The organism is Allofournierella sp. (genome assembly GCF_017889395.1).
Classification (GTDB): domain Bacteria; phylum Bacillota; class Clostridia; order Oscillospirales; family Ruminococcaceae; genus Allofournierella.
In genome coordinates this window covers 1-25603 of record NZ_JAGHKE010000024.1, presented here as the reverse complement: position 1 = coordinate 25603, position 25603 = coordinate 1, and the positions used below count along the sequence as shown (strand labels likewise).

The 25603-nt window shown below is 62.9% G+C and carries 24 protein-coding genes; 7 read left to right on the top strand and 17 right to left on the bottom strand.

The window, feature by feature from the left end; translation table 11 throughout:
- A partial coding sequence (locus tag J7G73_RS04520; RefSeq protein WP_291245403.1) for a MerR family transcriptional regulator occupies positions 1-275 on the bottom strand: 275 nt, incomplete at its 3' end.
- Positions 276-348: 73 nt separating this feature from the next.
- Here J7G73_RS04520 and J7G73_RS04515 point away from each other — a divergent pair.
- Positions 349-1683, top strand: a complete 1335-nt coding sequence (locus J7G73_RS04515; protein ID WP_291245402.1) for an MATE family efflux transporter — start codon at positions 349-351, stop codon at positions 1681-1683.
- 11 nt (positions 1684-1694) lie between these two features.
- On the opposite strand, the gene J7G73_RS04510 is transcribed toward J7G73_RS04515, so the two are convergent.
- The 3 genes from J7G73_RS04510 to J7G73_RS04500 form a co-directional block, all read right to left on the bottom strand.
- Positions 1695-2471, bottom strand: a complete 777-nt coding sequence (locus J7G73_RS04510; RefSeq protein ID WP_291245401.1) for a hypothetical protein — start codon at positions 2469-2471, stop codon at positions 1695-1697.
- A 162-nt stretch (positions 2472-2633) separates the two neighbouring features.
- Positions 2634-5183: a hybrid sensor histidine kinase/response regulator gene (locus J7G73_RS04505; RefSeq protein WP_291245400.1), complete on the bottom strand. Its 2550-nt coding sequence runs from the start codon at positions 5181-5183 to the stop codon at positions 2634-2636.
- 93 nt (positions 5184-5276) lie between these two features.
- Positions 5277-6149: an AraC family transcriptional regulator gene (locus J7G73_RS04500; protein ID WP_291245399.1), complete on the bottom strand. Its 873-nt coding sequence runs from the start codon at positions 6147-6149 to the stop codon at positions 5277-5279.
- A 307-nt stretch (positions 6150-6456) separates the two neighbouring features.
- Between J7G73_RS04500 and J7G73_RS04495 the strand changes: the two genes are divergently transcribed.
- The 4 genes from J7G73_RS04495 (at position 6457) to J7G73_RS04480 (ending at position 11869) form a co-directional block, all read left to right on the top strand.
- Positions 6457-7737, top strand: coding sequence for a sugar ABC transporter substrate-binding protein (locus J7G73_RS04495; protein WP_291245398.1), 1281 nt, complete (start codon positions 6457-6459; stop codon positions 7735-7737).
- 15 nt (positions 7738-7752) lie between these two features.
- Complete coding sequence (locus J7G73_RS04490; protein WP_367113944.1) at positions 7753-8637, top strand: carbohydrate ABC transporter permease; 885 nt, start codon at positions 7753-7755, stop codon at positions 8635-8637.
- Positions 8638-8640: 3 nt separating this feature from the next.
- A complete protein-coding gene (locus J7G73_RS04485; protein ID WP_087295307.1) occupies positions 8641-9471 on the top strand; it encodes a carbohydrate ABC transporter permease in 831 nt (276 codons plus the stop codon).
- A 145-nt stretch (positions 9472-9616) separates the two neighbouring features.
- Positions 9617-11869, top strand: a complete 2253-nt coding sequence (locus J7G73_RS04480; RefSeq protein ID WP_291245397.1) for an alpha-galactosidase — start codon at positions 9617-9619, stop codon at positions 11867-11869.
- Between the two features lie 122 nt (positions 11870-11991).
- Here the strand turns inward: J7G73_RS04480 and J7G73_RS04475 are convergent, their stop codons facing one another.
- The 3 genes from J7G73_RS04475 to aspS form a co-directional block, all read right to left on the bottom strand.
- Complete coding sequence (locus tag J7G73_RS04475) at positions 11992-13026, bottom strand: hypothetical protein (protein WP_291245396.1); 1035 nt, start codon at positions 13024-13026, stop codon at positions 11992-11994.
- Positions 13027-13512, bottom strand: a complete 486-nt coding sequence (locus tag J7G73_RS04470) for an RNA polymerase sigma factor (RefSeq protein WP_291245395.1) — start codon at positions 13510-13512, stop codon at positions 13027-13029. It abuts the gene before it with no gap.
- Positions 13513-13649: 137 nt separating this feature from the next.
- Positions 13650-15434, bottom strand: coding sequence for an aspartate--tRNA ligase (aspS, locus tag J7G73_RS04465; RefSeq protein ID WP_291245394.1), 1785 nt, complete (start codon positions 15432-15434; stop codon positions 13650-13652).
- Between the two features lie 344 nt (positions 15435-15778).
- Between aspS and J7G73_RS04460 the strand changes: the two genes are divergently transcribed.
- Together J7G73_RS04460 and J7G73_RS04455 are read left to right on the top strand one after the other, a co-directional pair.
- Positions 15779-16294 carry a hypothetical protein gene (locus tag J7G73_RS04460; RefSeq protein ID WP_291245393.1) on the top strand — a complete coding sequence of 172 codons (516 nt, stop codon included), beginning with the start codon at positions 15779-15781 and terminating at the stop codon, positions 16292-16294.
- 466 nt (positions 16295-16760) lie between these two features.
- Positions 16761-17294: a methylated-DNA--[protein]-cysteine S-methyltransferase gene (locus J7G73_RS04455; protein WP_291245392.1), complete on the top strand. Its 534-nt coding sequence runs from the start codon at positions 16761-16763 to the stop codon at positions 17292-17294.
- Between the two features lie 116 nt (positions 17295-17410).
- On the opposite strand, the gene J7G73_RS04450 is transcribed toward J7G73_RS04455, so the two are convergent.
- From J7G73_RS04450 to J7G73_RS04405, 10 genes are all read right to left on the bottom strand, one after another.
- On the bottom strand, positions 17411-17686 hold the full coding sequence (locus J7G73_RS04450; RefSeq protein WP_291245391.1) for a hypothetical protein: 276 nt from the start codon (positions 17684-17686) through the stop codon (positions 17411-17413).
- A gap of 3 nt (positions 17687-17689) precedes the next feature.
- Entirely contained in the window at positions 17690-18022 is a 333-nt protein-coding gene (locus tag J7G73_RS04445) for a DUF4234 domain-containing protein (RefSeq protein WP_087295295.1), read from the bottom strand.
- 44 nt (positions 18023-18066) lie between these two features.
- Complete coding sequence (locus J7G73_RS04440; protein ID WP_291245390.1) at positions 18067-18477, bottom strand: DUF2752 domain-containing protein; 411 nt, start codon at positions 18475-18477, stop codon at positions 18067-18069.
- A gap of 61 nt (positions 18478-18538) precedes the next feature.
- Positions 18539-18946 carry a methylglyoxal synthase gene (locus tag J7G73_RS04435; RefSeq protein ID WP_058964155.1) on the bottom strand — a complete coding sequence of 136 codons (408 nt, stop codon included), beginning with the start codon at positions 18944-18946 and terminating at the stop codon, positions 18539-18541.
- Positions 18947-19130: 184 nt separating this feature from the next.
- On the bottom strand, positions 19131-19865 hold the full coding sequence (locus J7G73_RS04430) for an AAA family ATPase (RefSeq protein WP_291245389.1): 735 nt from the start codon (positions 19863-19865) through the stop codon (positions 19131-19133).
- 278 nt (positions 19866-20143) lie between these two features.
- A complete protein-coding gene (locus J7G73_RS04425; RefSeq protein ID WP_291245388.1) occupies positions 20144-22213 on the bottom strand; it encodes a penicillin-binding protein 2 in 2070 nt (689 codons plus the stop codon).
- A gap of 18 nt (positions 22214-22231) precedes the next feature.
- Positions 22232-22756 (bottom strand): rod shape-determining protein MreD, encoded by a 525-nt coding sequence (mreD, locus tag J7G73_RS04420; RefSeq protein ID WP_291245387.1) that lies wholly within the window; start codon positions 22754-22756, stop codon positions 22232-22234.
- Between the two features lie 37 nt (positions 22757-22793).
- Positions 22794-23696: a rod shape-determining protein MreC gene (mreC, locus tag J7G73_RS04415; RefSeq protein WP_291245386.1), complete on the bottom strand. Its 903-nt coding sequence runs from the start codon at positions 23694-23696 to the stop codon at positions 22794-22796.
- 160 nt (positions 23697-23856) lie between these two features.
- Complete coding sequence (locus J7G73_RS04410; protein WP_058964152.1) at positions 23857-24873, bottom strand: rod shape-determining protein; 1017 nt, start codon at positions 24871-24873, stop codon at positions 23857-23859.
- Between the two features lie 213 nt (positions 24874-25086).
- Positions 25087-25603, bottom strand: a 517-nt coding sequence (locus J7G73_RS04405; RefSeq protein ID WP_291245385.1) for a nucleoside triphosphate pyrophosphatase, incomplete at its 5' end; no start/stop codon positions are given.

Sequence of the window (25603 nt, the reverse complement as noted above, 5' to 3'; positions counted from 1 at the left end):
GCCCGCAGGTCCTGCACCTTGCCCTCCAGCAGCCGGATGCCGGTGGGCACGTCGGCGTTCTGCAGATAGCGCCTGATCTCGCTGAGCGGGGTGCCGCTGGCCTTCAGAACGGCGATCAGGTCCACGGTGGTGAACTGACTCAGGGTGTAGTAACGGTAGCCGCTGGGGGCCACAAAGGCAGGTTTTAAGACGCCGGTATGGTCGTAGTGGAGCAGGGTATCCCGGCTGAGACCGCACAGGGCGGCAAACTCGCTAATCTTGTAGTAATTTTTCATAACTTATCCCCCTTGACTCGTGGGTTACACCATAGTTTACAATGGTTTCCATCACAACGCAAGGAGTACTTTTATGAAACGGGCAATTTCGCAGGAATTCAGCTTCTGGCGGCTGCTGGCCTTCTCGGTGCCGGCGGTGGCCATGCTGGTGGTATCGTCGCTGTACACGGCGGTGGACGGGGTGTTCGTGTCCCGGTTTGTGGGCAGCGACGGGCTTTCGGCCATCAACATCGTGCTTCCGCTGGACACGCTGGCCTTTGGCGTGGGCATCATGTTCGGCACCGGCACCAGCGCCATTGTGGGGCGCAAGCTGGGCCAGGGCGAGGCAAAGGCCGCCGATGAGGACCTGACCCTGGCCACGCTGGCGGCGGGAGTGCTGGGCGCGGCGCTGAGCGTGCTGGGTCTGGTATTTCTGGAGCCGCTGGTGCGGCTGCTGGGCGCCAGCGACCGGCTGCTGCCCTACTGTGTGGAATACGGGCGCATCCTGTTCGGGTCGGCCTTCTTCACGGTGATTCAGGTGATGTACCAGGCGCTGTTCATCACCGCCGGGCGGGGGCGCATCGCCCTGTGGCTGACGGTGAGCAGCGGCGTGCTGAATCTGGTGCTGGACTGGCTGCTGATCGGGGTGCTGGGCATGGGCATGACCGGCGCGGCGCTGGGCACGGTGAGCGGCCGGGTGCTGGGCGGGCTGTTCCCTGTTTTCTACTTTTTAAAGGACCGGAGCACCCTGCGCTTTCGCCGTCCCCGGTGGGACCCGGGCATGCTGGCGCTGGCCATGGGCAACGGGTCCTCGGAGATGGTCTCCAACCTGGCCATCTCGGTGACCACGCTGCTGTTCAATCTGTCCATGCTGGCGCTGGCCGGGGAGGACGGTCTGGCCGCCATGACCATCGTACTGTACGCCCAGTTTGTGTACACGGCGGTGTCCATGGGCTTTGCCACCAGTGCCGCCCCGGTGATCAGCTACCACTTCGGCAGCGGAAACACCCGGTATTTACAGCGGCTGTTCCGTTACTGCCTGGGGGCCATCGGGCTGATCACCGCGGCCATGATTGCGGCGTCGATGCTCTTCGCCCGGCCGCTGATCGGTCTGTTCACCCCGCCGGGCGGGGCGGTGTTCGAGCTGGCGCTCCACGGCTTCTGGGTATTTCTGTGGAACTTTTTGTGCGCCGGCTTCAACATCTTTTCCTCTTCCCTGTTCACGGCCCTGTCCAACGGGGCAGTGAGCGCCCTGATCTCGTTTCTGCGCACGCTGGTGTTCGTGGTGGGCAGCATTTTACTGCTGCCCCGGCTGCTGGGTCTGGACGGCATCTGGCTGGCGGTACCGGCGGCGGAGGGCCTGACCTTTCTGATCGCGGCAGTGCTGGTCATCCGCTTCGGCAGGGAGCCTTATCACTATCTGCGCTGAACCTCTTCTTTTCAATACGCAAAAAGCGGCGGACCCTGCAGCAGATGCACGATATAAAAGTTCTGGTCCCGCAGCGCCATGAGCACACAGCACAAGACCAGGCACAGATAGACGGCCCGGAGGCGCATGGCCGCGTTGATCAAAAAGTAGAACGCCAGCAGCAGCAAACCGCCGCTGAGGGTGAGCGAGATCAGATCATTGCCCGCCTTGAGGGCCTCGATGTTCTGCGGGGTGGACAGATACAGCACCGGGATGTGCCCGCCGTCCTTATGTGCGTAGTTGCCGTACTGGACCACCAGCTCGATGATGCCATCCTCTCCGGCGCACATGGGCAGGGTCATGTAGCCCACCCGGGGCACAAAGCCTTCCGCGGTTTCAGCCGGGTTGCCGAAGACCGCCACCTGGCTGCCGTTCGCAAACACCCGGGTGGCGTAGTCCACCGAAAAGCCGCAGATGGCATAGTAGGCTCCGGGTGTTGCCCGGATGCGCAGCCGGTGGGTGCCGTAGGCGTAGTCCGAGGGGGAAACCTCCTCCCCGGCAGGCTGGCCCGTGCGGCCGGCGGCAAAATCCTCACTGGTGTAAAGCGCCTCCGGGTAAAACTCCCAGCGTCCCTCCAGCTGGAACAGCCCGTCGGTCTCCTCGCCTTGCAGATCCAGCCAGCCGTCTTCCACCCGGAGCAGCTGCACCGGCGCATTGCGCAGGGTGAACAGGCCCTGCAGCAGCTGGAGGGTCAGCACCACCAGCAGCAGCCAGTGCAGCTTCCGAATCTGCTTGCCTGTCCGCTTCAATCGGCTCCCCCTTTCGCAATTTCGCCTTACCTTTTATTTTACCACGGTACTTTACTATCAGGGGCGGAACTTTACAAATTTGTAAGGCAGCGCCGCAGAAAAAAGCCCCCCGTGCCGGATTGGCACAGGGGGCCGGAAAGGATTCTTAACCTCTTTCCCCGGTCATTCGCCGGGCGCGGGGGCGGGCGGGGTCTTGCCCGCCCAGCACAGGGCCAGCGCCTCCAGCAGCCGGTCCATGTCGATGGGCTTGGACACATGGGCGTTCATGCCCGCGGCGGTGGTGCGGTCCACGTCCTCGGCGAAGGCGTTGGCGGTCACCGCCACGATGGGCACCACGGCCGCGTCCGGCCGATCCAGACGGCGGATGGCCCGGGCGGCTCCGCAGCCGTCCAGCACCGGCATCTGCATATCCATCAGGATGGCGTCCACCGAATAGGGGGCCGAGCGCTGGAACTTTTCCACCGCCTCGGCGCCGTTGGAGGCACCGATCACCTGTGCTCCGCTCATGGTGAGCAGCTCGGTGACGATCTCCATGTTCAGCTCATTGTCCTCGGCCACCAGAATGGTCTGGCCCGCCAGAGAACCGGCGGGGCTGACTCCGGCGTTCTCTCCGGCCGCCGCGCCGATCACCGGGCCGTCGTGCTGCTCCACCACCTCCAGCGGGAGGGTCACGGTGAAGCGGCTGCCCTTGCCCACGGCGCTCTCCACCGTGATCTCGCCGCTCATCTGCTGCACCAGGCTCTTCACGATGGGCATACCCAGGCCGGTGCCCTCGGTGGTGCGGGGGGTGAAGTGGGTCTCGCGGGAATAGGGCTCGAAGATGTGATTCAAAAATTCCTCGCTCATGCCGATGCCGGTGTCGGCCACCACGATCTGGAATTTGCTGTGCTTCTGGTAGTCGAACTGGCGGGCCTCCACCTTGATCTCGGCCCCCTCGCAGCTGTACTTCAGCGCGTTGGAGAGCAGGTTGTTCATGATCTGGCCGATCTTGAAGGAGTCGCCCTTCACCACCGGGTCCTTGATCTGCACCGACAGCTCAAAATGCTTCTGCTGGCGATCGGCCTGGGCGCGGAACATCTCGCACACCTCGGTCAGATACTCGTTCAGATTGAACTCCTTCACGTCCAGGGCGCTCTTGCCCGCCTCCAGCTTGGCCATTTCCAGAATGTCGTTGATGAGCATGAGCAGCTGCTTGGCCGCGAATTCCACCTTTTTGATGTAGCCGGTGACCTTTTCCGCGTCGCCGGGGGTACGGCGGATCAGCTCGGAATAGCCGATCACCGCGTTCAGCGGGGTGCGCATGTCGTGGGACATGGTGTTGAAGAAGGTGTTGCGGGCCTTGGCGCTGGTCTTGGCGGTGTCCAGTGCCTCCTGCAGAATCATCATGTGCTGCATCTGCTGGCGCTTTTCCACGTCCACGTCCTTGAAGCAGAGGATCACCTCGCCGGGCAGGATGTGCTTCTGATAGATGGTGCGCACGTTCACCCAGTGGTAGCTGCCGCCGAACATACGCTGGTAGTCGCCGCCGTAGTCCAGCACGTTCTCCTTCACCCGCTGGGCAATGCTCTTGAGCGAGAAGTCCTGCTCGAACTCGGCGTAGGTCTCCGGATGCACCCGCTTTTTCACCTGGGCCAGCAGCATCTCGTAATCGCCGCTCTCGTCAAAGGTGCCGCGCAGGTCCGGCGAGGTCTTGATGGCCCGGTAGGTGCCGGCCTCAAAGTCCACCCGGTAGATGGCAAAGAAGGAATCGCTCAGCACCCGGATGGTCTTTTCGGTCTCGGCCAGCCGCCGCAGGTTCAGAATGTCCCGCACCACCATGAACAGAAGGGTCACAAAGGCGATGAGGGCCACGCCGATCAGGGAGTAGATCACCGGGTCCATCTCGCCCATCAGCACCTCCTGGATGGGGATGGTCATCACCACGGTCCAGCCGTTGTCCATCTCGGCATAATACACGCCCCGGGCCACGCCCTTGGGGTCCACGATCTGGGCGTCGTAGGCAAAGAGACTGCCGTCCCGCACGCCGCTGATCAGCTGCTCGGCATACACCGGGTTGGTGGCCTGCCGGTCGATCAGCCGGTAGAGCAGCCCGCCGTCGGTATCGAACAGATAAAAATGATAGGTGGAGGGCAGGCTGATCTCCAGATCCAGCACATCGCCCTGGTTGATGTACACATCCATGGCCAACACATCGCCCTCGGTGTCCATGGCTTTGGAGAGGGTGAAGATCTGGTCGCCGGTGATGGCATCCTCATACACATCGCTGAAGATGATCTCGTCCGGCGAGGCCATCGCCTTCTGGTACCAGTCGGTGCTGGCGTAGTCGTAGGTTCCGTCGCCGGTCCTGGGGTTGTCGGCCACGATCTGCCCCCCGATCACCGCATACAGGTCGGCCACATGACCGCCGAACAGCTCATGTACGTTCTGCTGATACTCGGCCATGCCCTCCTGCATCTGTTCCTCGCTCATGTTGGCATCCACGCCCCGGATGGCATACATCCAGGCCATATCAAACACCCGGGCAAAGCCGTCCAGCCTGCTCTGGGTCTCGCGGGCGTAGCTCTCCGCCAGCGACATGCCCATCTGCTGGGTGTTGCGCATCATCTTGTCCCGTACCAGGCCGATGCCCACCAGCAGAAGGGCGGCCACCACCACCAGCGTGGTGATGCTCAGCACGATGCTGTTCAGCGCCCGGCGCTGCTGCTTTTCCATGCCTTGTTCCCCTCTTTCCCGCCGGGGCGCGCCCGGCCGCTTCATTCCACGTTACAGTGTACCACAGTTCCCGGTTTTTCGCCAGTGAGTGCCTCACACACCCGCCGGGTGAGTGAAATGGGTCTGCCGGTAGGCCCGGGGCGAGATGCCGTACACCGATTTGAAGGCCCGGGAAAAATGCAGCGGGTTTGCGTAGCCCACCATGGTGCTGATGGCGCTCACCGGCTGGGTGGTCTCCTTTAAGAACTGGGCCGCCTGGGCCATGCGGTAATGCAGCAGGAAGGCCTGGGGGCTCTCGCCCATGGTGTCCCGGAAGAGCTTGCCGAAGTAGCTGCGGTTCAGCCCGCAGAAGGCGGCAATGTCCTCCACCGACACATCCCGCTGGTAGTTCTGCTCAATGAAGGAAAGCGCCTCCTTCATATAAAAGTCCCGCAGGCGGCGCTGGCTCTGGTGCTGCTTTGCCGCCGAGGACTCCGCCAGCTGGTCCAGGAACAGAAAGCCCCTTCCGATCTGCCGGATGGGCTTTGCCTCGCCGTCCTGCACGATGCGCAGCATGATCTCCCGCAGCTGCTCGCCTCCAGCCCGGGTGGCGGGGCTGTAGATGGGCCGCCCCGCGCCCAGGCCCGCCAGAGCCAGGCTCTCGCGCACGCGCAGGCCGTCGAACTCGATCCAGGTATATTCCCAGGGGTCCTTTTCGTCCGAGGCGTAGGTGGTGGTCTGCCCCGGCAGGATCAGAAAGCCCTGCCCCGGCCCCACCGGATACACCTTGTCGCCCACATACAGCTTGCCCTGCCCGGCGATGATATAATGGAACAGGTAATGGTTGCGCCGGTGGGGCCCGTAGGAGTGCAGCGGCTCGGTACGCTCCCAGCCGTACTGATACAGATTCAGGTCCACAAAGCGCTCATCCTGAAATACGTGGAAAATCAGCTTGTTGCCGGTGTCCGGCCCGAATGCGGTGGCCATACTGCCCTTCCTCCCTCATTTTCTGTTTTTCTGATTATATACCATAATGCTAGATAACTTCAAGTAAAATGACCTAAATCAGCTAAATTGAGAGATGAAAACCAGCAAAATGATATTTATCTTTGAACCGTCAAATCGTATAATAAACACAACCAAAAGGGAAACAAATTGTATATAGTGCACATTGTACAAAACTGCTCCCGATTTTTCAGCACAACAGCGAAAACCGCATTCTGCCGCCGCCTGCTCCCGGCCGGGCGGGCAGCGGCAAGGGGCGAATTCGCACAGGAACAGGAGGAAACTAGCAATGAGTTTGATGCGCAGACTGGCATGCGCCGCACTGAGCGTTTGTTTGGCCGCGGGTCTGGCCACCGGGCTGACCGGATGCGGCGAAAGCTCGGACGGCACCGTGAACCTGACCTTCCAGATCTGGGACGTGGCCCAGCGCGACGGCATGCAGGCCATGTGCGACGCTTACACCGCCGAGCATCCCAATGTGAAGATCGAGGTGCAGGTGACCAGCTGGAACGAATACTGGACCAAGCTGGAAGCCGCCGCCATGAGCAACAAGATGCCGGATATCTTCTGGATGCACACCAACGAGATTCTGAAATACGCCGACAACGGCAAGCTGGCAGACTGCTCCGACATCGTGGAGACCGAGCACTTCTCCGACATCTCCCTGGCCAACGCCAGCGGCTCGGACGGCAAGCTCTACGGCGTGCCCAAGGATAAAGACACCGTGGGCCTTGTATATAATAAGGAAATGTTCGATCAGGCAGGCGTGGCCTACCCGGACGAGACCTGGACCTGGGATGACCTGGTCAGCGCCTCTCAGGCCATCTACGACGCCACCGGCAAGTACGGCTACATGGCCTACGGTGACGACCAGCTGGGCTACTGGAACTTCGTGTACCAGGCGGGCGGCAGCATCCTCACCGAGGACAACACCCGCGCCAACTTCACCGACCCCGCCACCCAGAAGGGCATGGAGTTCTACATCGGCCTGCAGAGCTACGACTGGTGCCCCGACCAGAACTACTTCGCCGAGACCGCGCCCGGCGCCGCCTTCTTCTCCGAAAAGGGCGCCATGTTCTTCGAGGGCAACTGGAACATCCTCACCGAGCTGCAGAACTACCCCGACATGGTGGGTAAATGGGATGTGGCCGTGTTGCCCGCCTGCCCCGACCCGGTGAGCGGTGACGGCCGTGCCACCATCTCCAACGGCCTGAGCTACGCCACCGGCGCAAACAACAAGCACATGGACATCGTCAAGGACGTGCTGAAGTTCTTCGGCAGCGAGGAAGGCCAGCGCATCCAGGGCGAGAGCGGTGCCGCCATCCCCGCCTATGAGGGTCTGGAGGAGACCTGGGTGGGCGTGTTCGACGAATACCCCATCGACGTGCAGTGCTTCATCGACATGTTCGACTACAGCGTGCAGAGCGTGAACAACGCCGCCCGCCCCGAGTGGAAGAGCAAGGTCAGCGACACCCTGCTCAAGATCTATTCCGGCGAGCTGGATCTTTCCACCGGCCTTGCAACCATGCAGCAGATCGTGGATGAGGCCAGTGCCGAGTATTACGAATAAAGGAGGGCATCCCGCGTGAAGAAAACTTCCAAGCTGTCCCGCGACGGCGCTGTCTGGGGTCTGGTGATGGTGGCCCCCACCATCATCGGTCTGCTGGTGCTGAACATCTGGCCGTTCATCGAGACCATCTACATGAGCTTCTCCAAGTCCAAGGCCTTTGGTACCTTCGAGTTCAACGGGCTGGATAACTACATCGAAATGTTCCAGAGCACCGAATTCTGGAAGGCCACCTGGAACTCCATCTACTTCTGCATCCTCACCGTGCCGGTGGGCGTGTTCCTGGCGCTGCTGGTGGCGGTTCTGCTGAACGCCAAGCTCAAGGGCCGCACCGCCTTCCGCGCCATCTTCTTCCTGCCCATGGTGGTGGCTCCCGCCGCCGTGGCCATGGTATGGAAGTGGATCTTCAACACCGAGTACGGCATCATCAACAGCATCCTGGGCCAGAACGTGCGCTGGCTGACCAACCCCGCCATCGTGCTGGTCACCTGCGCCATCGTGGCCATCTGGAGCGCCATCGGCTACGACGCCGTACTGCTGCTCTCCGGCATTCAGAACATCTCGGCCAGCCTGTATGAGGCAGCGAGCCTGGACGGCGCCTCCAAGGTGCAGCAGTTCTTCCACATCACCCTGCCCATGGTTTCGCCCACCCTGTTCGTGGTGCTCATCATGCGCCTGATGGCCTCTTTGAAGGTGTACGATCTGATTTACATGATGGTCGACCAGGCAAACCCCGCCCTCACCAGCGCCCAGAGCCTGATGTACCTGTTCTACCGGGAAAGCTTTGTGGCCGGCAACAAGGGCTACGCGTCCGCCATCGTCATCTGGACCGTGCTGCTCATCGGCATCGTGACCCTGCTGCAGTTCGCGGGCCAGAAAAAATGGGTGAATTACGAGGTGTAAATCATGAGCACACAAACAAGCAAGACCCTGAACAAGACCTTCACCTATGCGGCATTGATCCTGGGCAGCGTGGTTATGATCTTCCCCTTCGTGTGGATGCTGCTCACCAGCTTCAAGACCCAGGCCGAGTCCATGGCGGTGCCGCCCCAGCTGCTGCCCAGCCAGTGGAACCTGGACAACTTCATCACCGCGCTGGAAAGCCTGCCTTTTGTGAACCTGTATATGAACACCGCACTGCTCATCGTGTTCCGTGTGCTGTGCGCCGTGGTGTTCAGCTCCATGGCCGGCTACGCCTTCGCCAAGCTGAACTTCCCCTTTAAGAAGCTGCTGTTCACCATCGTTCTGGTGCAGATGATGCTGCCCAGCCAGATCTTCATCATTCCCCAGTACTTAATGCTGGCCCGCATGGGTCTGACCAACACCATCTTCGCGCTGGTGTTCCCGGGTCTCGTCAGCGCCTTCGGCACCTTCTTTCTGCGCCAGACCTATCTGGGCATTCCCAACGAGATCGCCGAGGCCGCCTATCTGGACGGCTGCAACAAGTGGCAGACCTTCACCCGCGTCATGCTGCCCCTCACCGGCTCCAGCATGGCCGCGCTGGCCATCTTCACCGCGGTGTTCGCTTACTCCGACCTGATGTGGCCGCTGATCTGCAACATCGACCTGAACATGATGACCCTGTCCGCCGGCCTTTCCACCCTGAACGGCCAGTACACCACCAACTTCCCGGTGCTGATGGCCGGCAGCCTGCTGGCCATGATCCCCATGGTGATCCTGTACCTGATCTTCCAGAAGCAGTTCATCCAGGGCATCGCCATGACCGGCGGCAAGTAACCACCAGGCGTTTCCCCTTATCACGGCAGGCGGCCGGCCGAATCCCGGCCAGCCGCCCGCCTCGTGCTTTTTATCCACCTTTTCCAATTCCAGCGCCGGACCCCAAAGGCCCGGTGCGATTCCAAACTTCCAGGAGGACCCTTGTATGGGCATTCAATTTAACGCCTCCGCGCGTACCTTTACCCTTTCCACCCGCAGCACCACCTACCAGATGGGGCTGGACCATCTGGACCGCCTGCTCCATCTCTACTACGGCCCGGCCATCGGCCAGGGCGACCTGGCGGCCATGTATCCCCCGGCGGACCGGGGCTTCTCGCCCAACCACAACGCCGACCGGGCGCGCCGGGGCATCTCTCCGGACACCCTGCCCCAGGAATACACCGGCTGCAACACCGGCGATTTCCGTCTGTCCTGCCTGGTGGTGCGGGATGAGGCCGGCGCTGCCGGCGCCGAGTGGCGCTACGCGGGCCACAGCATCCAGAAGGGCAAATACGCCCTGACCGGCCTGCCCAGCGCCCACGACGAGGAAAACGAGGCCGAGAGCCTGTGCATCCGCATGGAGGACGGCGTGACCGGCCTGGCGCTGGAGCTGCTGTACGGCGTGTTTGCAAAGCAGGACATCATCACCCGGGCCGTCCGGCTGGTGAACGGCGGCAATCAGACCCTGCGGCTGGAAAAGGCCGCGTCCATGTGTCTGGACCTGCCCTTCGGCCGGTGGGATATGATTCACTTCCACGGCCGTCACACCATGGAGCGGCAGGCCGAGCGGGTGCCCCTGCTGAACGCCATCCAGACCGTGTCCTCCACCCGCGGGGCCTCCAGCCACCACCACAACCCCTTCGTGATTTTGTGCGACCGCAAGGCAAACGAGGAACATGGCCTGTGCTACGGCGTGATGCCGGTGTACTCCGGCAGTCACCGCACCGATGTGGAGGTGGACCAGAACGGCCTGACCCGCATCGTGAGCGGCATCCACGACGAGCGCTTTAGCTGGCAGCTGGCCCCCGGTGAGGCCTTCACCGTCCCCGAGGTCATTCTGGCCTGCACCGAGAACGGCCTGACCGCTTTGTCCCAGCAGTATCACCGGTTCATCCGGCACAACGTGTGCCGGGGCGAGCACCGCTTCGCCCGCCGCCCGGTGCTGATCAACAACTGGGAGGCCACCTACTTCGACTTTGATTCCGACGCCATCGTGCGCATCGCGGAAAAGGCGGCGGCACTGGGCGTGGAGATGCTGGTGCTGGACGACGGCTGGTTCGGCAAGCGAAACGACGACAACAGCGGCCTGGGCGACTGGTTCGTGAACGAGAAAAAGCTGCCCGGCGGGCTGACTCCCCTGATTCAGCGGGTGAACGCGCTGGGCATGAAGTTCGGCATCTGGGTGGAGCCGGAGATGGTGAGCGAGGATTCCGATTTGTACCGGGCGCACCCGGACTGGGCCCTCACCCTGCCGGGCCGCGCCCCGGTGATGAGCCGCAACCAGATGGTGCTGGACATGGGCCGCAGCGAGGTGGTGGACTACCTGACCGAGCGGCTGACCGACCTGCTGGCCAATAACCCCATCGCGTACGTGAAGTGGGACATGAACCGGAACATGACCGACGTGTACAGCCGGGTGCTGCCCGCCGAGCGGCAGGGCGAAGCGGCCCACCGGTACATGCTGGGCGTTTACCGGCTGCTGGAGACCCTGACCACCCGCTTCCCTCATGTGCTGTTTGAGGGCTGCGCGGGCGGCGGCGGACGCTTCGACGCGGGCATGCTGGCCTACTTCACCCAGATCTGGTGCAGCGACGACACCGACGCCATTGAACGGCTGGTGATCCAGCACGGCACCTCCTTCGGCTACCCGGTGAGCAGTATAGGCGCGCATGTGTCCGCCTGCCCCAACCACCAGACCGGCCGCACCACTCCCCTGTGGACCCGGGCGGTGGCGGCCATGTCCGGTACCTTCGGCTACGAGCTGGACCTGAACAAGCTGAGCGACGAGGAAGCCTCCCAGGTGAAGGAGCAGATCGCCTTCTTCGACAAACACTACCAGCTGATCCAGAACGGGCTGTATTACCGCCTCACCGACCCCACCGAGGAAAGCCGCTACGCGGCCTGGCAGTTTGTGGACGAGGAGCAGAGCGAGGCGCTGTTCAACCTGATCCTCACCCATCCGGAAGCCAACGCCCGCCCGCTGCACGTGTGGCTGCGGGGCCTTGACCCGGATGCCCTCTACCGTGTGGAGAGCCTGGACATCCACGGCTGCCACTGCGCACCCCAGGCAGGCCTGGACCTGGCCATGGAAGGCGTGGGCAAGGTATACAGCGGCAGCACCCTGATGCACGCAGGCTACACCCTGCCCCAGCTGGCCGGCGACTACCCCAGCGTGCAGATGTATGTAAAGCGCGTATAAACGCGACGAGAGAGAAGAGAGAGAAAAAGGGAAAAGAAAAAAGCCCGGGAAAGGGAAAGCCCGGGCCATATAGAGGGATGGATAACCCCCGGCGGCAGCTTGCCGCCGGGGGTTTTGTTAGTTTATTCGCCGCCTTCCAGCCGGAAGGTCACCTTCCAGCTGCCCTCGGTGAGCAGGCCGGCGGTATAGAAATCACCGGCCAGGCGGCAGTCCGTCAGCGTCTGGGGCGTGCCGGAGAACACATATTCCATGTAATCCACCCGGCTCTCGCCTTCTCCCTGCCGGAAATAGCACAGGAAGTCATAATAGTTTTTTTCGCCGTCCGGCCCCAGCAGATAAACATCGCCGTTGTTGTCGTTCTGCTGCCGGTTTTTCACCGCCAGCTGGAGGTGCAGCCCGTCTGCCGCCCAGGCCGCGCCGGTGAGGGAAAAGCCCTCCACCGGAAAGTTCTGCCGCCCCTCTTCCGGCACCAGCACATCGAAGGTATCCGGCCGCTCCCCTTCCGGCCCCGCATAGCCGGAAAAGCTCACTGCCATGGTGGCAGCGTTCTGGGGCAGTCTTGTCAAATCCAGCGGAATGTCCACCTGTTCATACGCGGCCCTGCGGCTGAGAAATTTCTTTAAGGAAAAGGTGATCTTCTCCCCCTGCCAGCTTTTTCCGTCGGTTCGGGTGATCTCTACCCGGAACAGGGCGGTGCCGGTGGTTTCCTCGTACCCGGCCAGCTCACAATGGGCGCTCTGGTCCGCCGGGCTGCGGATGGAATAGCTGTCGAACAGGTCGGTGGTCGCATCCACCCGGCTGCCGGTCAAATCCTGCAGGGACACCCACACCTCCGCCGTGTCGCCCCGCACTGCCGCCGACACCACCTCCATCCGGATGCCCTTGTCCTCGTCGCGTTCCCGCACCAGCTGCAGGTACTGGGCCGCCGCCGGATACGCCCGATACAGCAGAGTATATGCCGGCTCCACATTGGCGGCAAAGGCGGGCAGGCCCAGCGCCAGCGCAAGGCACGCCGCCACCGCCGCCAGAGCCGGGCGCTTGGAAGCCCGCACCACCCGCCGGGGCCGCTCCTCGTTCAGCCGCAACAAAAGCCGCTGCCGGGCATCCTCCGGCATCCGGATACCTCGCACCGACCGGTTCAGCCGTTCCTCGTTCATCTAGCCGTCCTCCCTTCCGTAGGCCTGTTCCAGCAATTTTCTGCCCTTTTGCAGCCGCATCTTCACCGCCGAGGGCGTGCGGCCGATCATGGCGGCGATCTGGCCGGTGGAGTAGCCCTCCACGTAATGCAGCAGCAGCGCCACCCGGAATTTTTCCGGCAGCGTCATCAAAGCCTCCAGCACCGCCCGGTCCTCAGGTGCAGCGCACCGGCCCGCCACCTCCTCCAGACCGGTCTGGGGATGGCGCAGCCAGAACCGCCGCAAATCCCGGCACCGGTTGGCCGCCACCCGGATAAGCCAGGCCTTTTCGTGTTCCGCGCTCACAAAGTCCGGGGCCTTTTGCAGATAGCGCAGCAGGGTGTCCTGCACCGCGTCCTCGGCATCCGCCCGGCTGCCCAGTGCCACCAGACAAAGCCGGTAGAGCATGTCGCCGTACTGCTCCACCACCCGTTCCGGCGTACCCTTCGCCGGGGTAAACTGTTCCATGCTTCCCTCTCCCTTCTGTAAACAATACGCGCAGGGTGGCGCTTCGGTCAATTTTTTCGGCAAAAATTTTTCCGCCGGACAAAAACGCGCCGCTCCCCAAACGGGAAGCGGCGCGTTTGCCGTTATTCAGTTGGCACTTAGCCTTCGGCGCTTACGGTGGCGATGCTCAGCTCACGCAGCTGCTTCTCGTCCACGGTCTCGGGTGCGCCGCTCATCAGCTCGCTGGCGTTCTGCACCTTCGGGAAGGCGATCACGTCGCGGATGGAATCCCGCTTCAGCATCAGCATCACCATGCGGTCCAGGCCGTAGGCCATGCCGCCGTGCGGGGGTGCGCCGTACTTGTAGGCGTCCATCAGGAAGCCGAAGCTCTCGCGGGCCTTCTCCTCGGTGAAGCCCAGGGCCTTGAACATCCGGTCCTGCAGGGCAGGGTCGTTGATGCGGATGGAACCGCCGCCCAGCTCGCAGCCGTTCAGCACGATGTCGTAGGCGTTGGCGTAGCACTTGCCCGGCTCCGATTCCAGCTTGTCCATGCTGTCCTCGATGGGCATGGTGAAGGGATGGTGCATGGCCATGTAGCGGCCCTCTTCCTCGCTGTACTCGAACAGGGGGAACTTCACCACCCACAGGAAGTTGAACTTGTCCGGGTCGATCAGCTCGCAGCGGCGGCCAACCTCCAGACGAACCTGACCCAGAGCGGTGCAGGCGCGCACATTGTCCGCGTCACTGACCACCAACAGCACGTCGCCGGTCTCGGCGCCGGCGGCGGTGCGCAGGGCGGTCTTCTCCTCCTCGGTGAGGAACTTCTCGAAGCTGGAGGTCTCGCCCTCGGCGGTCAGGCGGGTGTAGGCCAGACCCTTGGCGCCGTAGGTCTTGGCCACGTCGCCCAGCTTGTCGATGGTCTTGCGGGTCAGCTTGTCGGCCAGGCCCTTGCAGTTGATCAGACGCACGCTGCCGCCTGCCTCGATGGCGCCCTTGAAGGGAGCGAACTCGCTGGAGCGCACCGCGTCGGTCACGTCGATGATCTCCAGGCCGAAGCGGGTATCGGGCTTATCGGAGCCGTAGCGGGCCATGGCCTCGTCCCAGGGCATGCGCTGGAAGGGGGTGGCCACGTCGATGTTCAGGATCTCCTTCCACAGCTTCTTGATCAGGCCCTCGTTCAGGGTGATGATATCGTCCTCGGTGACGAAGCTCATCTCCAGGTCCACCTGGGTGAACTCGGGCTGACGGTCGGCGCGCAGGTCCTCGTCGCGGAAGCAGCGGGCGATCTGGAAGTAGCGGTCAAAGCCGGACAGCATCAGGATCTGCTTGTACAGCTGGGGAGACTGGGGCAGGGCGTAGAAGTGGCCCGGCTGCACCCGGCTGGGCACCAGATAGTCGCGGGCGCCTTCCGGGGTGCTCTTGATGAGCATGGGGGTCTCGATCTCGCAGAAGTGGTTGTCGCAGTAGTAGTTGCGGATGATCTGGCAGATCTTGCTGCGCAGCACGATGGGGTCGTGCATGCTGGGGCGGCGCAGGTCCAGATAGCGGTACTTCAGGCGCAGCTCGTCCTTCACCTTCACCTCGTCGCGGATCTCGAAGGGGGTGGTCTCGGCGGCGCTCAGAACGCGCAGCTCGGTCACATACAGCTCCACGTCGCCGGTGGCGATCTTGTCGGTCTTGGCGTCGCGCTCGCGCAGCTTGCCCTTGGCAATGACCACATACTCGCTCTTCAGGCTGCTGGCCTTCTCGAACACGGCGGGGTCGGTGGAGTCGTCGAACACCATCTGCAGAATGCCGGTGGTGTCGCGCAGGTCGGCAAAGATGATGCCGCCCTTATCCCGGCATTTGGCGATGGAACCGGCCACCACCATCTCCTGACCGGCATCGGCCAGACGCACTTCGCCGCAGTAATGGGTGCGGCGCAGATTTCCCATGGTTTCCATAATTTGATTTACCCCTTTTATTAAAAGCGCTGGAGCCCGGGAAACTCCCGGCCTCCGCAAATTCTTAGACCGTTTTATTATACCATAAAGCGAAGCGAAATGGTATAATTCGCCTTCTTTTTCGGTTGCCCCGCAAGGGGCGAGAAAAAGGGCATAAAAATAACGGTATAATAGCCATTCTCGGCTATTATACCGCTTTCCACAAGATATTACAAGGCAAAGCGGCTTTTGCGGCTTGTTTTTTGCCCGCCGGGCGCTTACAATGAGGGCAGAAGAGCTTTTTTTGATTTTGGCCCGGCGGCGCATTGGCCGCGCGGGAGCCGCCCCAAAGGAGGGATTCCCCCATGAAGATGCTTCTTTCCCTTGTCTGCTGCCTTTTGGCGGCGCTGCTGGCCGGGTGCGCACCCGCTTCCGGCGCACCGGCCTCCGCGTCTTTGGCGGATTCCACCGGCCCCGCGTCTGTTTCGCAGCCTGCCGGCGAAGCCGCCGCCAGCGAGGCCCCGGAGTGGACCGACGAAGCGGTGGCGGAGCTGTTCCTCTCGCAGGAAGAGAACGAACGGCGCACGGTGCTTGACTGCGCGGCGGTGCCGGACGGCGGCGAGGAGCTGGTGGGCGTGGTGCTGTACGCCGAGCCGGAGCACACCGATGTGCGGCTGGCGTTTCTTTCCGCGGACGGCACCTTCCAGCCGGTGGGCATCGAGGCCACCCCTGCAAACCCCAGCGGCCTGACCTATCTGGGCAATGGCGAGGGCAGATTCCGGCTGGACATTCTGGACGAAAACGGCCAGCCCTCCGGGCAGATCATCACCTTCCGCCGGGACGGCGTAGAGACCTTCTTCGCGGTGGAGCCGGAGGAGTGAAGCCGGAATCCACCCCGGTCTCACATTTTATCAAGGATACAAAGCACCCCCGCGCATTCTCGACAAAACGCGCGGGGTTTGTTACAATGGTGGCGGTGGTGCTGCCGGACACGGCAGGCGGTCCAGTCCCCATTGCACGCTGCGCAAAGGCAGCGGCAGCGGGGCGAAGCTTCTGTTTTTCCCCGCTGCTTTTTCGCAGCGGGGGTGATTCCTTCCATGATGTTACAGGAAGTCCTTTCGCTTCTGACCTTAATCGGCGGAGCAGTCTACGGGACATTTCAAATCGTTTGGACGATCACACACGATAACAAAAAACGGAAGTAAGCCGCCGCACCTCCCCAGGAACGCGGTTTACTTCCGTAAATCTCCAAGGGACTGACCCGTCTCCGGGCAGTACCACCTTCTGTTAGTATTATACCCCAGATGGGTGCAAAACGCAAGCAGCCCGCCCAAAGGAGGCTTTCCCATGCTGTACACCACCACCCTGTCCGGCCCGCTGGGGCCGGTGATGCTGGCGGGCACCGAGACCCACCTGACCGGCCTGTGGCTGGAGGGGCAGATGCACTTTGCCGCCCATCTGCCGCCGGATGTACCCCGGCGGGCGGACCTGCCCCTGTTCGGCCAGGTGGCCCGCTGGCTGGAGGACTACTTCGCGGGACATGCTCCCGACCCGGCGGCACTGCCGCTGGCCCCGCAGGGCAGCGCCTTTCAAAAGCAGGTGTGGGCGCTGCTGCTGACCATCCCCTACGGGCAGACCATCACCTATGGCGCACTGGCCCGGGCGATTTCGGCCGAAACCGGCCGCCCCATGGCCAGCCAGGCGGTGGGGGGCGCGGTGGGCCGCAACCCCATTTCCATCATCATCCCCTGCCACCGGGTGGTGGGCACAAACGGCAGCCTGACCGGCTACGCGGGCGGACTGGACAAAAAACGCTGGCTGCTGGCCCACGAGGGCGTACAGCTGGCCAACTTTTCCACATCCGGCCCCGCCCGCCGTTGAAAACCTTTTCTCAAAAACGCACAAGACCCCCGATGCCGGAAGCTGCTCCCGGCATTGGGGGTCTTTTTGCTTATAACACAGATATGCTCCGGGGCATGCTCCCGCCGCGGCAAGGCTCACCGCCGCAGGAAAAAATCGGAAAGGCACACGATGGCCGCCAGCACCAGCGCGACCACCTGGGCCAAACGCCGGGCTCGCACCGCATCGAACAGGCGCACCGCCCACCGCGCGGCCAGAAAGACCAGGCACAGGGCGATAAGGCCCATGCCCAACGGTGCGCCGATGGCGTAGATGGGGTCCGGCCAGGCCCTTCCGCTGGCCATTACCAGCAGCAGAATGCCCAGCCCTGCCACCGCGCTGCCAACGGCCAGCCGGTAAAGCAGCCGCTCCATGGCTTAGTACCGGAAGCGGGCAGCGTTGTTGATGTCGTTCTGCATGATGGCCCAGTTCACAACCGCAAAGCCGAACACACCCAGCAGCACATACAGCAGGCTGTTGTCGTTGCCGCCGTTCACGGTCATGTAGGCCTTGCCCATCTTGTAGTTCCAGTACAGGCCGTAGATGCCGCAGGTGACGATGTTCAGCAGGATCACGGTGAGGCCGCTGGTCTGCCATTCCTGAGGGGCCACCGACCGGGCGTATTCGTTCAGAGTGTACATCCAATAGATGCCGTACAGCCCGCAGGTGATGAAGTAAAGCAGGATGCACACCACAATGTTTCTTGTCATGGAAATTTCTCCTTTTTTGGTCGCTGTTTGCGAAAAATACGGCCTTACACAAGGCCCATCAGGGGCGCAAGATTGCGCAAGACGCCCCAGACTGCAAAATAAACGATCAGCCCCGCGCCCACCAGATTCACCGCGCGGCCCTCGGCGGGGTGCTGCCGCAGCCAGCCCCAGAACAGCCAGCAGAGATACGGCCCCAGCACCGGCAGGCTGAAGGCAAGGCCGGGGTTCGCGGCAAAGGCCGTGCCCGCATCTCCGTGCAGCAGGGCCAGAATGGCGGTGGTGATGCCGCAGGCCGGGCACTTGAACCCGGTGAGCAGGTGCAGCGGACAGGGCACAAAGAGGCCCAGGGTCTGGGTCTCCAGGGCATACAGCGCCCCCACACCGACCAGGATCAGGGCGCTCTGCACCCGTCGGGGGCAAAGCCCCAGCCGGGCAAAGGCCCCGAAAAAACGCAAAGGGGCCTTTCGGTAAATACCGAAAAGCCCCGTTTTTACTCGGTCACGGCGCTCCGGCATATTAGTGCTGGGGCGGGTTGACGATGTTGCGCCACTCCAGATCGCCCCGCTCCAGGCCATGGATGAGCACTTCGGCGGTGGCGATGTTGGTGGCGATGGGAATGTTGCGCACGTCGCAAAGACGCAGCAGATTCATCTCGTTGGGTTCGTGAGGTTTCGCACTGATGGGATCGCGGAAGAACAGAAGCAGGTCGATCTCGTTGCAGGCGATGCGGGCCGCGATCTGCTGGTCGCCCCCGTGTACGCCGGACAAAAAGCACTGGATGGGCAGGCCGGTGGCCTCGCTCACCAGCTTGCCGGTGGTGCCGGTGGCCAGCAGGTTGTGCTGACTGAGCACCCGGCAGTAAGCGATGCAGAACTGCACCATCAATTCCTTCTTCGCGTCATGCGCGATCAATGCGATGTTCATGGACGGAACACCCTCCTTTTTCTCAAGACAAACTAACGTATTTGCGCGCCCGGCGGGCACGCACCTTCTCCAAACCTCTATGGGATATGCCTCTATGGGGGCGGCGCCGCTGCGGCCCGCCTGCTGTGTATAAAAATGGGAAACCATGCCCCGAAGGGCATGGGGAACGCAAAATTTTCATCCCTCAGCGCACGGCCAGAGGAACCTGCTGGCCCAGGATGCGGCGGGCCAGATTGTCAAACGCCCGCCATGCCAGCGTATTTTCCGGCAAGGCCTCGCCCGCGGCGGTGCTTTTCAGCAGAGCCGCGCTCTCGGGGATGACGGCGATCAGCTGCACGGCCACCGTGTCGATGCACTCGTCCAGATCGGCCACCGCGCCCTTGTCGAAGGTGGAGGGGCCCACCCGGTTCATCACCAGACGCACGTTGGTAAAGCCGCCCTCAAACAGCACATCGGCGGCGATGTGGCCGTCCCGCAGAGCAACCGGGTCCGGCGTGAGCACCAGAAGGGCCATCTGGCTCACCACCATGGCGGCGGCGAAGGGCGCGCCCAGACCGGCGGCGGTGTCCACCAGAATAAAGTCGTAGTGCTTGGCCATCTTCCGGGTGAGCCTGGCCAGCTGCTGGGGCTGCACGTTGCCCCGCTCGTAGGGGGCGCTGATCAGCGAAAGCCCTTTGTAGACCGGGCTTTCCACAATGGCCTTGCGCCAGTCGCACCGGCCGCAGAGCACGTCCGAGATATCGTACACGGTGCGGCCCGCGGCCCCGGCGATGATGTCCACGCTGCGCAGGCCGCTGTCCAGCTCGATGAGCAGAACCTTTTTGCCCGCGGCAGCCAGGCGGCTGCCCAGCAGCACCGACACGGTGCTTTTTCCGGTGCCGCCCTTGCCGGAGGCCACCATAATGATCTGTGCGGCCACGGACCGGACCTCCTTTTTTTCGGCCGGGATGGGGCCGGGATCAACGAAAAATGGAATATAGGCACCCATGATGCGCCTATATTAACATGATAACACAAAGCGGGGTTGATAGCAAGCTGTCTTTTGTGGATTTAGGCCAAAAAAACCTGTGTTTCGCTCTTCTTTTCGCCGTTTTCCCCCGAGGAACCGCCTCTTTGCAGACACAAAGGGGCACGGCGTGCCAATCGGCCCGCCGTGCCCCGGGGAAATGCTGTGTGCGGCGGTGTGCCGCCCGGTCATCAGGGCAGCAGCACGCCCTCGGATTCGGGCTCCAGGCCCTCGCTCTGGGTGTAGTAGTAGCTGTCGAAGATGCTGCGCACCAGGGGCAGGCCGTTGGAACCGCCGCCGCCCCATTCCAGCACGATGCCGATGGCCAGCTGGGGGTCCTCCACCGGGCCGTAGGCGATGACGGCGGTGTTGGTGTAGGCGTAGTTGCCCTTTTCGTCCCGCTCCCAGCGCTGGGGGCTGCCGGTCTTCACCGCGATGTTCAGCGGATAGTCCCGCAGGGCGCTGCTGCCCCGCGCGGCGCCCAGCATGCCCTGTTCCACCGCGTCGAAGGCGCCGATGTTATCCTCGATCTGCTCCACGATCTCCGGCTCCACCTCTTCGATCAGCTCGCCGGTGTTGCTGTCCCGGTAGCCGGACACGATGTGAGTCTTGTACCGGGTGCCCTTGTTGGCCAGCGTGGAGGCGTAGGTGGCCAGCTGGATGGGCGTCACCTGGGTGTTGCCCTGACCGATGGCCGCCTGCAGCTCCAGACCCTTGCCGTAGTTTTCGTCGGTGGTATGGGTCAGGTTGCCGGTGGACTCGCCCAGCTCAAAGCCGGTCTTGGTGGCAAGGCCCAGGCTGGTGGCCATCTCGTCGAAGTTTTCCAGCCCCACCCGGCGGCCCACATCGTAGAAGTAGATGTTGCAGCTGTGGGTCAAAGCCTCGGTCAGGTTGGTGGGGCCGCTGTGGGGGCCCAGCTGCTGACAGACCGGCTTGTAGTCGGTGTAGAAGTCATACACCCGGGTGCAGTTCACCGTGTCCTGGGGGGTGACGGTGCCGCTGAGCAGGCCCGCCAGTGCCACCGCGGGCTTGAAGGTGGAGCCCGGGGCGTACAGGCCGGTGGTGGCCCGGCTCAGAAGCGGGGTGTTGGGGTCCGAGCTGTAGGTGCTGTAGTTGGATTTATACAGGTTCAGGTCGTAGCTGGGGTAGTTGGCAATGGCCAGGATGCCGCCGGTCTTCACATCGATGACCACCGCCGAGCCGGAGGTGACCTCCTTGCCCTTGGTTGACTCCTTGGTCTGCTGCATCTGCAAAATCAGGGCCTCCAGCTGCTCGTTCAGGCTCTTCTGCAGGTCCTTGTCGATGGTGAGCACCACCGTCTCGCCGGGCTGGGGCTCCACCAGCATCTGGGTGCTGACCACCACGCCGCTTTTATCGCGGCTCACCTGCTGGGTGCCTTCCTTGCCCCGCAGCCGGTCCTCGGCGTATTTTTCCACGCCGGACTGGCCGATCAGGTCGTTCATGTTGTAGCCCGCGTCCTTTAAGGGGGTGGTCACGTTGCCGTCCTCATCCTCCACCCACCACTGCTCGCTGGTGATGCTGCCCACACTGCCCAGGTAATGGGGCAGCAGGGTGCCGTCCTCATACACCCGGTGAGTGGTCTCGATGATCTCGGCCCCGGCCAGGCTCAGGCTGCGCTCCTTGACCATGGCCACCGTCTGATTGGACACATCGCTGGCCAGGGTGAAGCTGTTGCTGGCGCTGAAATCTTCCAGCTGCATCTGGTAGCGCACACCGGCCAGCACCCGCTGCCAGTAGGGGTCGTAATCCTCCAGCTTGTAGCGCTCCACCAGCTTTGCCATCACCTGATCGGCGGTGGCGTACTGCTGCAGCTCGATGTTCTGCTTCAGCTTGGCCAGCCGGTTCTGGGCGGAGGTATCGTCGCCGTCGGTGAAGGTGTAGTGGCCCTCCTCGTCCGGGCTGCTCACGGGCATGGTGTCGTTCCATTCCTCGCCGCAGCTTTGCAGGATCTCCACCAGATCCATCACCAGCTGGTTTACATCGCCGGTGAGCATCAGCTGATTGATCACCAGATCATAGCCCACCGCGTTGGAGGCCAGAGCCCGGCCGTACCGGTCCACGATCTCGCCCCGGGCGGCGGGGATATTGAATTTGTAATTGGTCACGCTCTGGGCCTGGCTTTTGTACTCCTCGCCGTTCACCAGCTGGAACTCCACCAGCCGCAGAACGATCACGCCCAGCACCGCCAGGCTGATGACGATGAGTCCGACCACCCGGCGGAACACGCTTTTCTGGTCCATGGGGCGCCCTCCTTTCGGTTACCGTTCCGGCACGAAATGCCCTGCCACCCGCCGCACCGCCATCATGGCCAGGGGCGACAGCGCCGCCGTGTAAAGCACCATGGGCAGCACCTGGGTGAGGAAGCGCCCAGTGGCGCCCGGATAGCCGGGCATCAGATAATAAAACAAAAAGTCCATGCCGGTCACCAGCAGGCAGCAGGCGGCGTTCACCAGAACGAAGTTCACGGTGTTCACCCGCAGATACAGCTCCACCACCACCGCGGCGGCAAAGCAGACCACCATCAGGCCCAGAGCCATCAGGCCGCTGACCCGGTTGGCGGTCCAGTCCCACAGAAAGCCACCGGCCACAGCCAGCAGCGCGCCGGGATACTCGCCCTCATAGATGGCCACCGCCAGGCAGACCGGCAGAATGAACAGCGGGCGCACCCCGAAGATGGACAGAAAGCCCGGCAGGCTTTGCAGGGTGGCCGCGATGAGCAGGATCAAAAAGTAGCAGGCCCACTTGGCCAGCAGGGTCAGATTCCGTTTGCGTCGGCTCGTCACAGGGCGCGCGCCCCCTTTCCTTCCCGGCTCATGCCGGTTATTCCTGTGCCGCTGAGGAGGCGGCATCCTCGGCCTGTTCGGCCTGCTGGCCGTAGGCGGTCTCGAAATCGGTGATCACAAACACGTGCTTCACGTTGTTCACATCCGCGCCGGGCTCGATCACCGCGATGGAGGACCGGCCGCTCTCCTCGGGCAGGATCTCCTCGATGGTGCCCACCCGGATGTCCGCCGGGAACTCGCCGCCGAGACCCGTGGTGATGATCTGGTCACCCACCTGGGCCAGGGTATCGCGGGAGAGGTTCTCCAGCACGCAGCGGCCGTCGGCGGCGTAGTCGGCGCTGCCGTTCAGGTTGCCGGTGTCGCGGGTGCGGCTGACCACGCAGGCCACGTAGGAGCCGGGCTGCAGAATGGTCATCACTTTGCTGGACGCGGGGCCCGCCTCCAGCACCCGGCCCACCAGGTAGCCCTGGTCGCTCACCACCACGTCGCCCTGCTGCACCCCGTCCAGGGTGCCCAGGTCGATGGTGAAGCCGCCGAACTGCTCCAGCGGGTCGCGGCCGATCACAAAGGCGGATACATAGGTATATTCGGGGCTGTCGTCCTCCAGCCGGTCCCGCTCCTTGTAGGCGTCGTTCTCGGCCTTGAGCCGGTCGTATTCCACCAGCTTATCCTGCAGCTCCCAGTTTTCCTGTTTCAGGGCCTCGTTCTCGGCGATGATGGAGTCGATGCGGGCGTATTTGTCCAACAGACCCCCCACGCCGCCGCTCACCGCGCCCGCGCCCTTCTGGAAGGGCGAAAGCACCGCGCTCAGAACCTGCTCCGGCGCGCTGGCCAGCCGCCCGTTGGCGCCGGCCCAGGCCATAATGCCGCCCAGCAGCACTGCCAGTGCCACCAGGGCCTTGAATTTTCCGGTATTGAAAAAGTCCTTCAGTGGGCTCACCTCCCCGGTTGAGTTGCGCAAAGCATGCTTTGCAAACGAATAAAAAATACGCGGGCCGCCCCGGCAAGGGCCGCCCGCGCCGGTGTTGCACAAAAGCCCGGGGGCGCGGCCCCGGCTTGATGGTCACAAAATCCCCCGCCCGCACGGCGGAAGAATTTCCTTAGAAATGAGAGGAGTTGTCGTCCAGCACGTCGCCCAGCAGGTCGATGTGATCCAGCACCGCGCCGGTGCCGGCAGCCACGCAGTCCAGCGGGGTCTCGGCCACGTGCACGTCAATGCCGGTCTCACGATGTACCAGCTCATCCAGACCGCGCAGCAGCGCGCCGCCGCCGGTGAGCATGATGCCGTGGTCGATGATGTCGGCGCTCAGCTCGGGGGGAGTGCGCTCCAGGGTCTCCTTGATGGCGTCCACAACCTTCTGCAGGCTCTCGGCCAGCGCGTCGCGGATCTCCTCGGAGTGTACGGTGATGTTCTTAGGCAGGCCGTCCACCAGGTTGCGGCCCTTGATCTCCATCTCCTTCTCCTCCTCCAGCTCGTAGGCGGAACCGATCTCGATCTTGATCTGCTCAGCGGTGCGCTCACCGATCAGCAGGTTGTACTTGCGCTTGATGTAGGCGATGATGGCCTGATCGAACTCGTCGCCGCCCACGCGCACGCTGCGGGCAGCCACGATGCCGCCCAGGCTGATCACGGCCACCTCGCTGGTGCCGCCGCCGATGTCCACCACCATGCTGCCGGAGGGCTCGCTGATGGGCAGACCGGCGCCGATGGCCGCGGCCATGGGCTCCTCGATCACGCTCACCTGACGGGCGCCCGCCTTCAGGGCGGCCTCCTTCACGGCGCGGCGCTCCACCTCGGTCACGCCGGAGGGGATGCAGATGACCACGCGGGGACGGAAGAACATGCTGTTGCCGCAGACCTTCTTGATGAAGCGGGCCAGCATGTTGGCGGTGATGTCGAAGTCGGCGATCACGCCGTCCTTCAAAGGACGGACCGCCATGATGCTGCCGGGGGTACGGCCGATGACCGCCTTGGCCTCGTGGCCCACGCTGCGCACCTCGTCGGTCTTGGTATCCACGGCCACCACGCTGGGCTCCCGCATGATGATGCCCTTGCCCCGCAGGTAAACCAGGGTATTGGCGGTTCCGAGGTCGATTCCGATATCCTTGCTGAACATATACACGTTTCTCCTTTTCTCACAGGCCTCACACCGAGGCGCACACTCTATTTCAAATGACCGGATAAAAATCAAAAAAACGCGCCGCCGCCGGCTTGTGCCGCCGTGCAGGCATTCTATCTTATTATACCCGGCCCGGAGAACATTCTCAACGGGCGCGGGGCTTTTTTTTCAATTTCTTCAAACTTTTTCCGGTGATTTTTCCGCCAGAAATCACCGAAACTCCCGCAGCAGCCGGGCCAGGCGGGAAACCGGCAGGCCCATGATGTTGTAATAGCAGCCGTCGATGCCCTCGCAGAACAGGGCCGCGGTGCCCTGAATGGCGTAGCCGCCCGCCTTGTCGTAGGGCTCGGCGGTATCCGCGTAGGCCTGGATGGCCTCCTCCTCGATGGGGTAAAAATTCACGGTGCTGGTGGCAACGAAGCTTTTGCATTCCTCGCCCCTGCACACGCACACGCCGGTGTGCACCTGATGGCCCCTACCGGAAAGCGCGTGCAGCATCCGCACCGCGTCCTCCCGGTCGGCGGGCTTGCCGAAGATCTCGCCGCCGCAGTCCACCACGGTGTCGCAGCCGATGACCACATCCTCCGGGTGATCCTTGGCCACTGCCCTGCACTTTGCGGTGGCCAGAGCCAGGGCGGTCTCGGCGGGGGTGGGGGCGGTGATGGCGGACTCGTCCACCTCACTGGTGATGACGGAAAACTCCGGGCAGATCATGGAAAGCAGCTCC

Excerpts from the sequence above, each read along its gene's own strand:
- J7G73_RS04515 (WP_291245402.1), top strand. The coding sequence starts at position 349 with ATGAAACGGGCAATTTCGCAGGAATTCAGCTTCTGGCGGCTGCTGGCC.
- J7G73_RS04505 (WP_291245400.1), bottom strand. The coding sequence starts at position 5,183 with ATGGAAAAGCAGCAGCGCCGGGCGCTGAACAGCATCGTGCTGAGCATC.
- J7G73_RS04500 (WP_291245399.1), bottom strand. The coding sequence starts at position 6,149 with ATGGCCACCGCATTCGGGCCGGACACCGGCAACAAGCTGATTTTCCAC.
- J7G73_RS04495 (WP_291245398.1), top strand. The coding sequence starts at position 6,457 with ATGAGTTTGATGCGCAGACTGGCATGCGCCGCACTGAGCGTTTGTTTG.
- J7G73_RS04485 (WP_087295307.1), top strand. The coding sequence starts at position 8,641 with ATGAGCACACAAACAAGCAAGACCCTGAACAAGACCTTCACCTATGCG.
- J7G73_RS04480 (WP_291245397.1), top strand. The coding sequence starts at position 9,617 with ATGGGCATTCAATTTAACGCCTCCGCGCGTACCTTTACCCTTTCCACC.
- J7G73_RS04475 (WP_291245396.1), bottom strand. The coding sequence starts at position 13,026 with ATGAACGAGGAACGGCTGAACCGGTCGGTGCGAGGTATCCGGATGCCG.
- J7G73_RS04470 (WP_291245395.1), bottom strand. The coding sequence starts at position 13,512 with ATGGAACAGTTTACCCCGGCGAAGGGTACGCCGGAACGGGTGGTGGAG.
- aspS (WP_291245394.1), bottom strand. The coding sequence starts at position 15,434 with ATGGAAACCATGGGAAATCTGCGCCGCACCCATTACTGCGGCGAAGTG.
- J7G73_RS04460 (WP_291245393.1), top strand. The coding sequence starts at position 15,779 with ATGAAGATGCTTCTTTCCCTTGTCTGCTGCCTTTTGGCGGCGCTGCTG.
- J7G73_RS04455 (WP_291245392.1), top strand. The coding sequence starts at position 16,761 with ATGCTGTACACCACCACCCTGTCCGGCCCGCTGGGGCCGGTGATGCTG.
- J7G73_RS04450 (WP_291245391.1), bottom strand. The coding sequence starts at position 17,686 with ATGGAGCGGCTGCTTTACCGGCTGGCCGTTGGCAGCGCGGTGGCAGGG.
- J7G73_RS04445 (WP_087295295.1), bottom strand. The coding sequence starts at position 18,022 with ATGACAAGAAACATTGTGGTGTGCATCCTGCTTTACTTCATCACCTGC.
- J7G73_RS04435 (WP_058964155.1), bottom strand. The coding sequence starts at position 18,946 with ATGAACATCGCATTGATCGCGCATGACGCGAAGAAGGAATTGATGGTG.
- J7G73_RS04425 (WP_291245388.1), bottom strand. The coding sequence starts at position 22,213 with ATGGACCAGAAAAGCGTGTTCCGCCGGGTGGTCGGACTCATCGTCATC.
- J7G73_RS04410 (WP_058964152.1), bottom strand. The coding sequence starts at position 24,873 with ATGTTCAGCAAGGATATCGGAATCGACCTCGGAACCGCCAATACCCTG.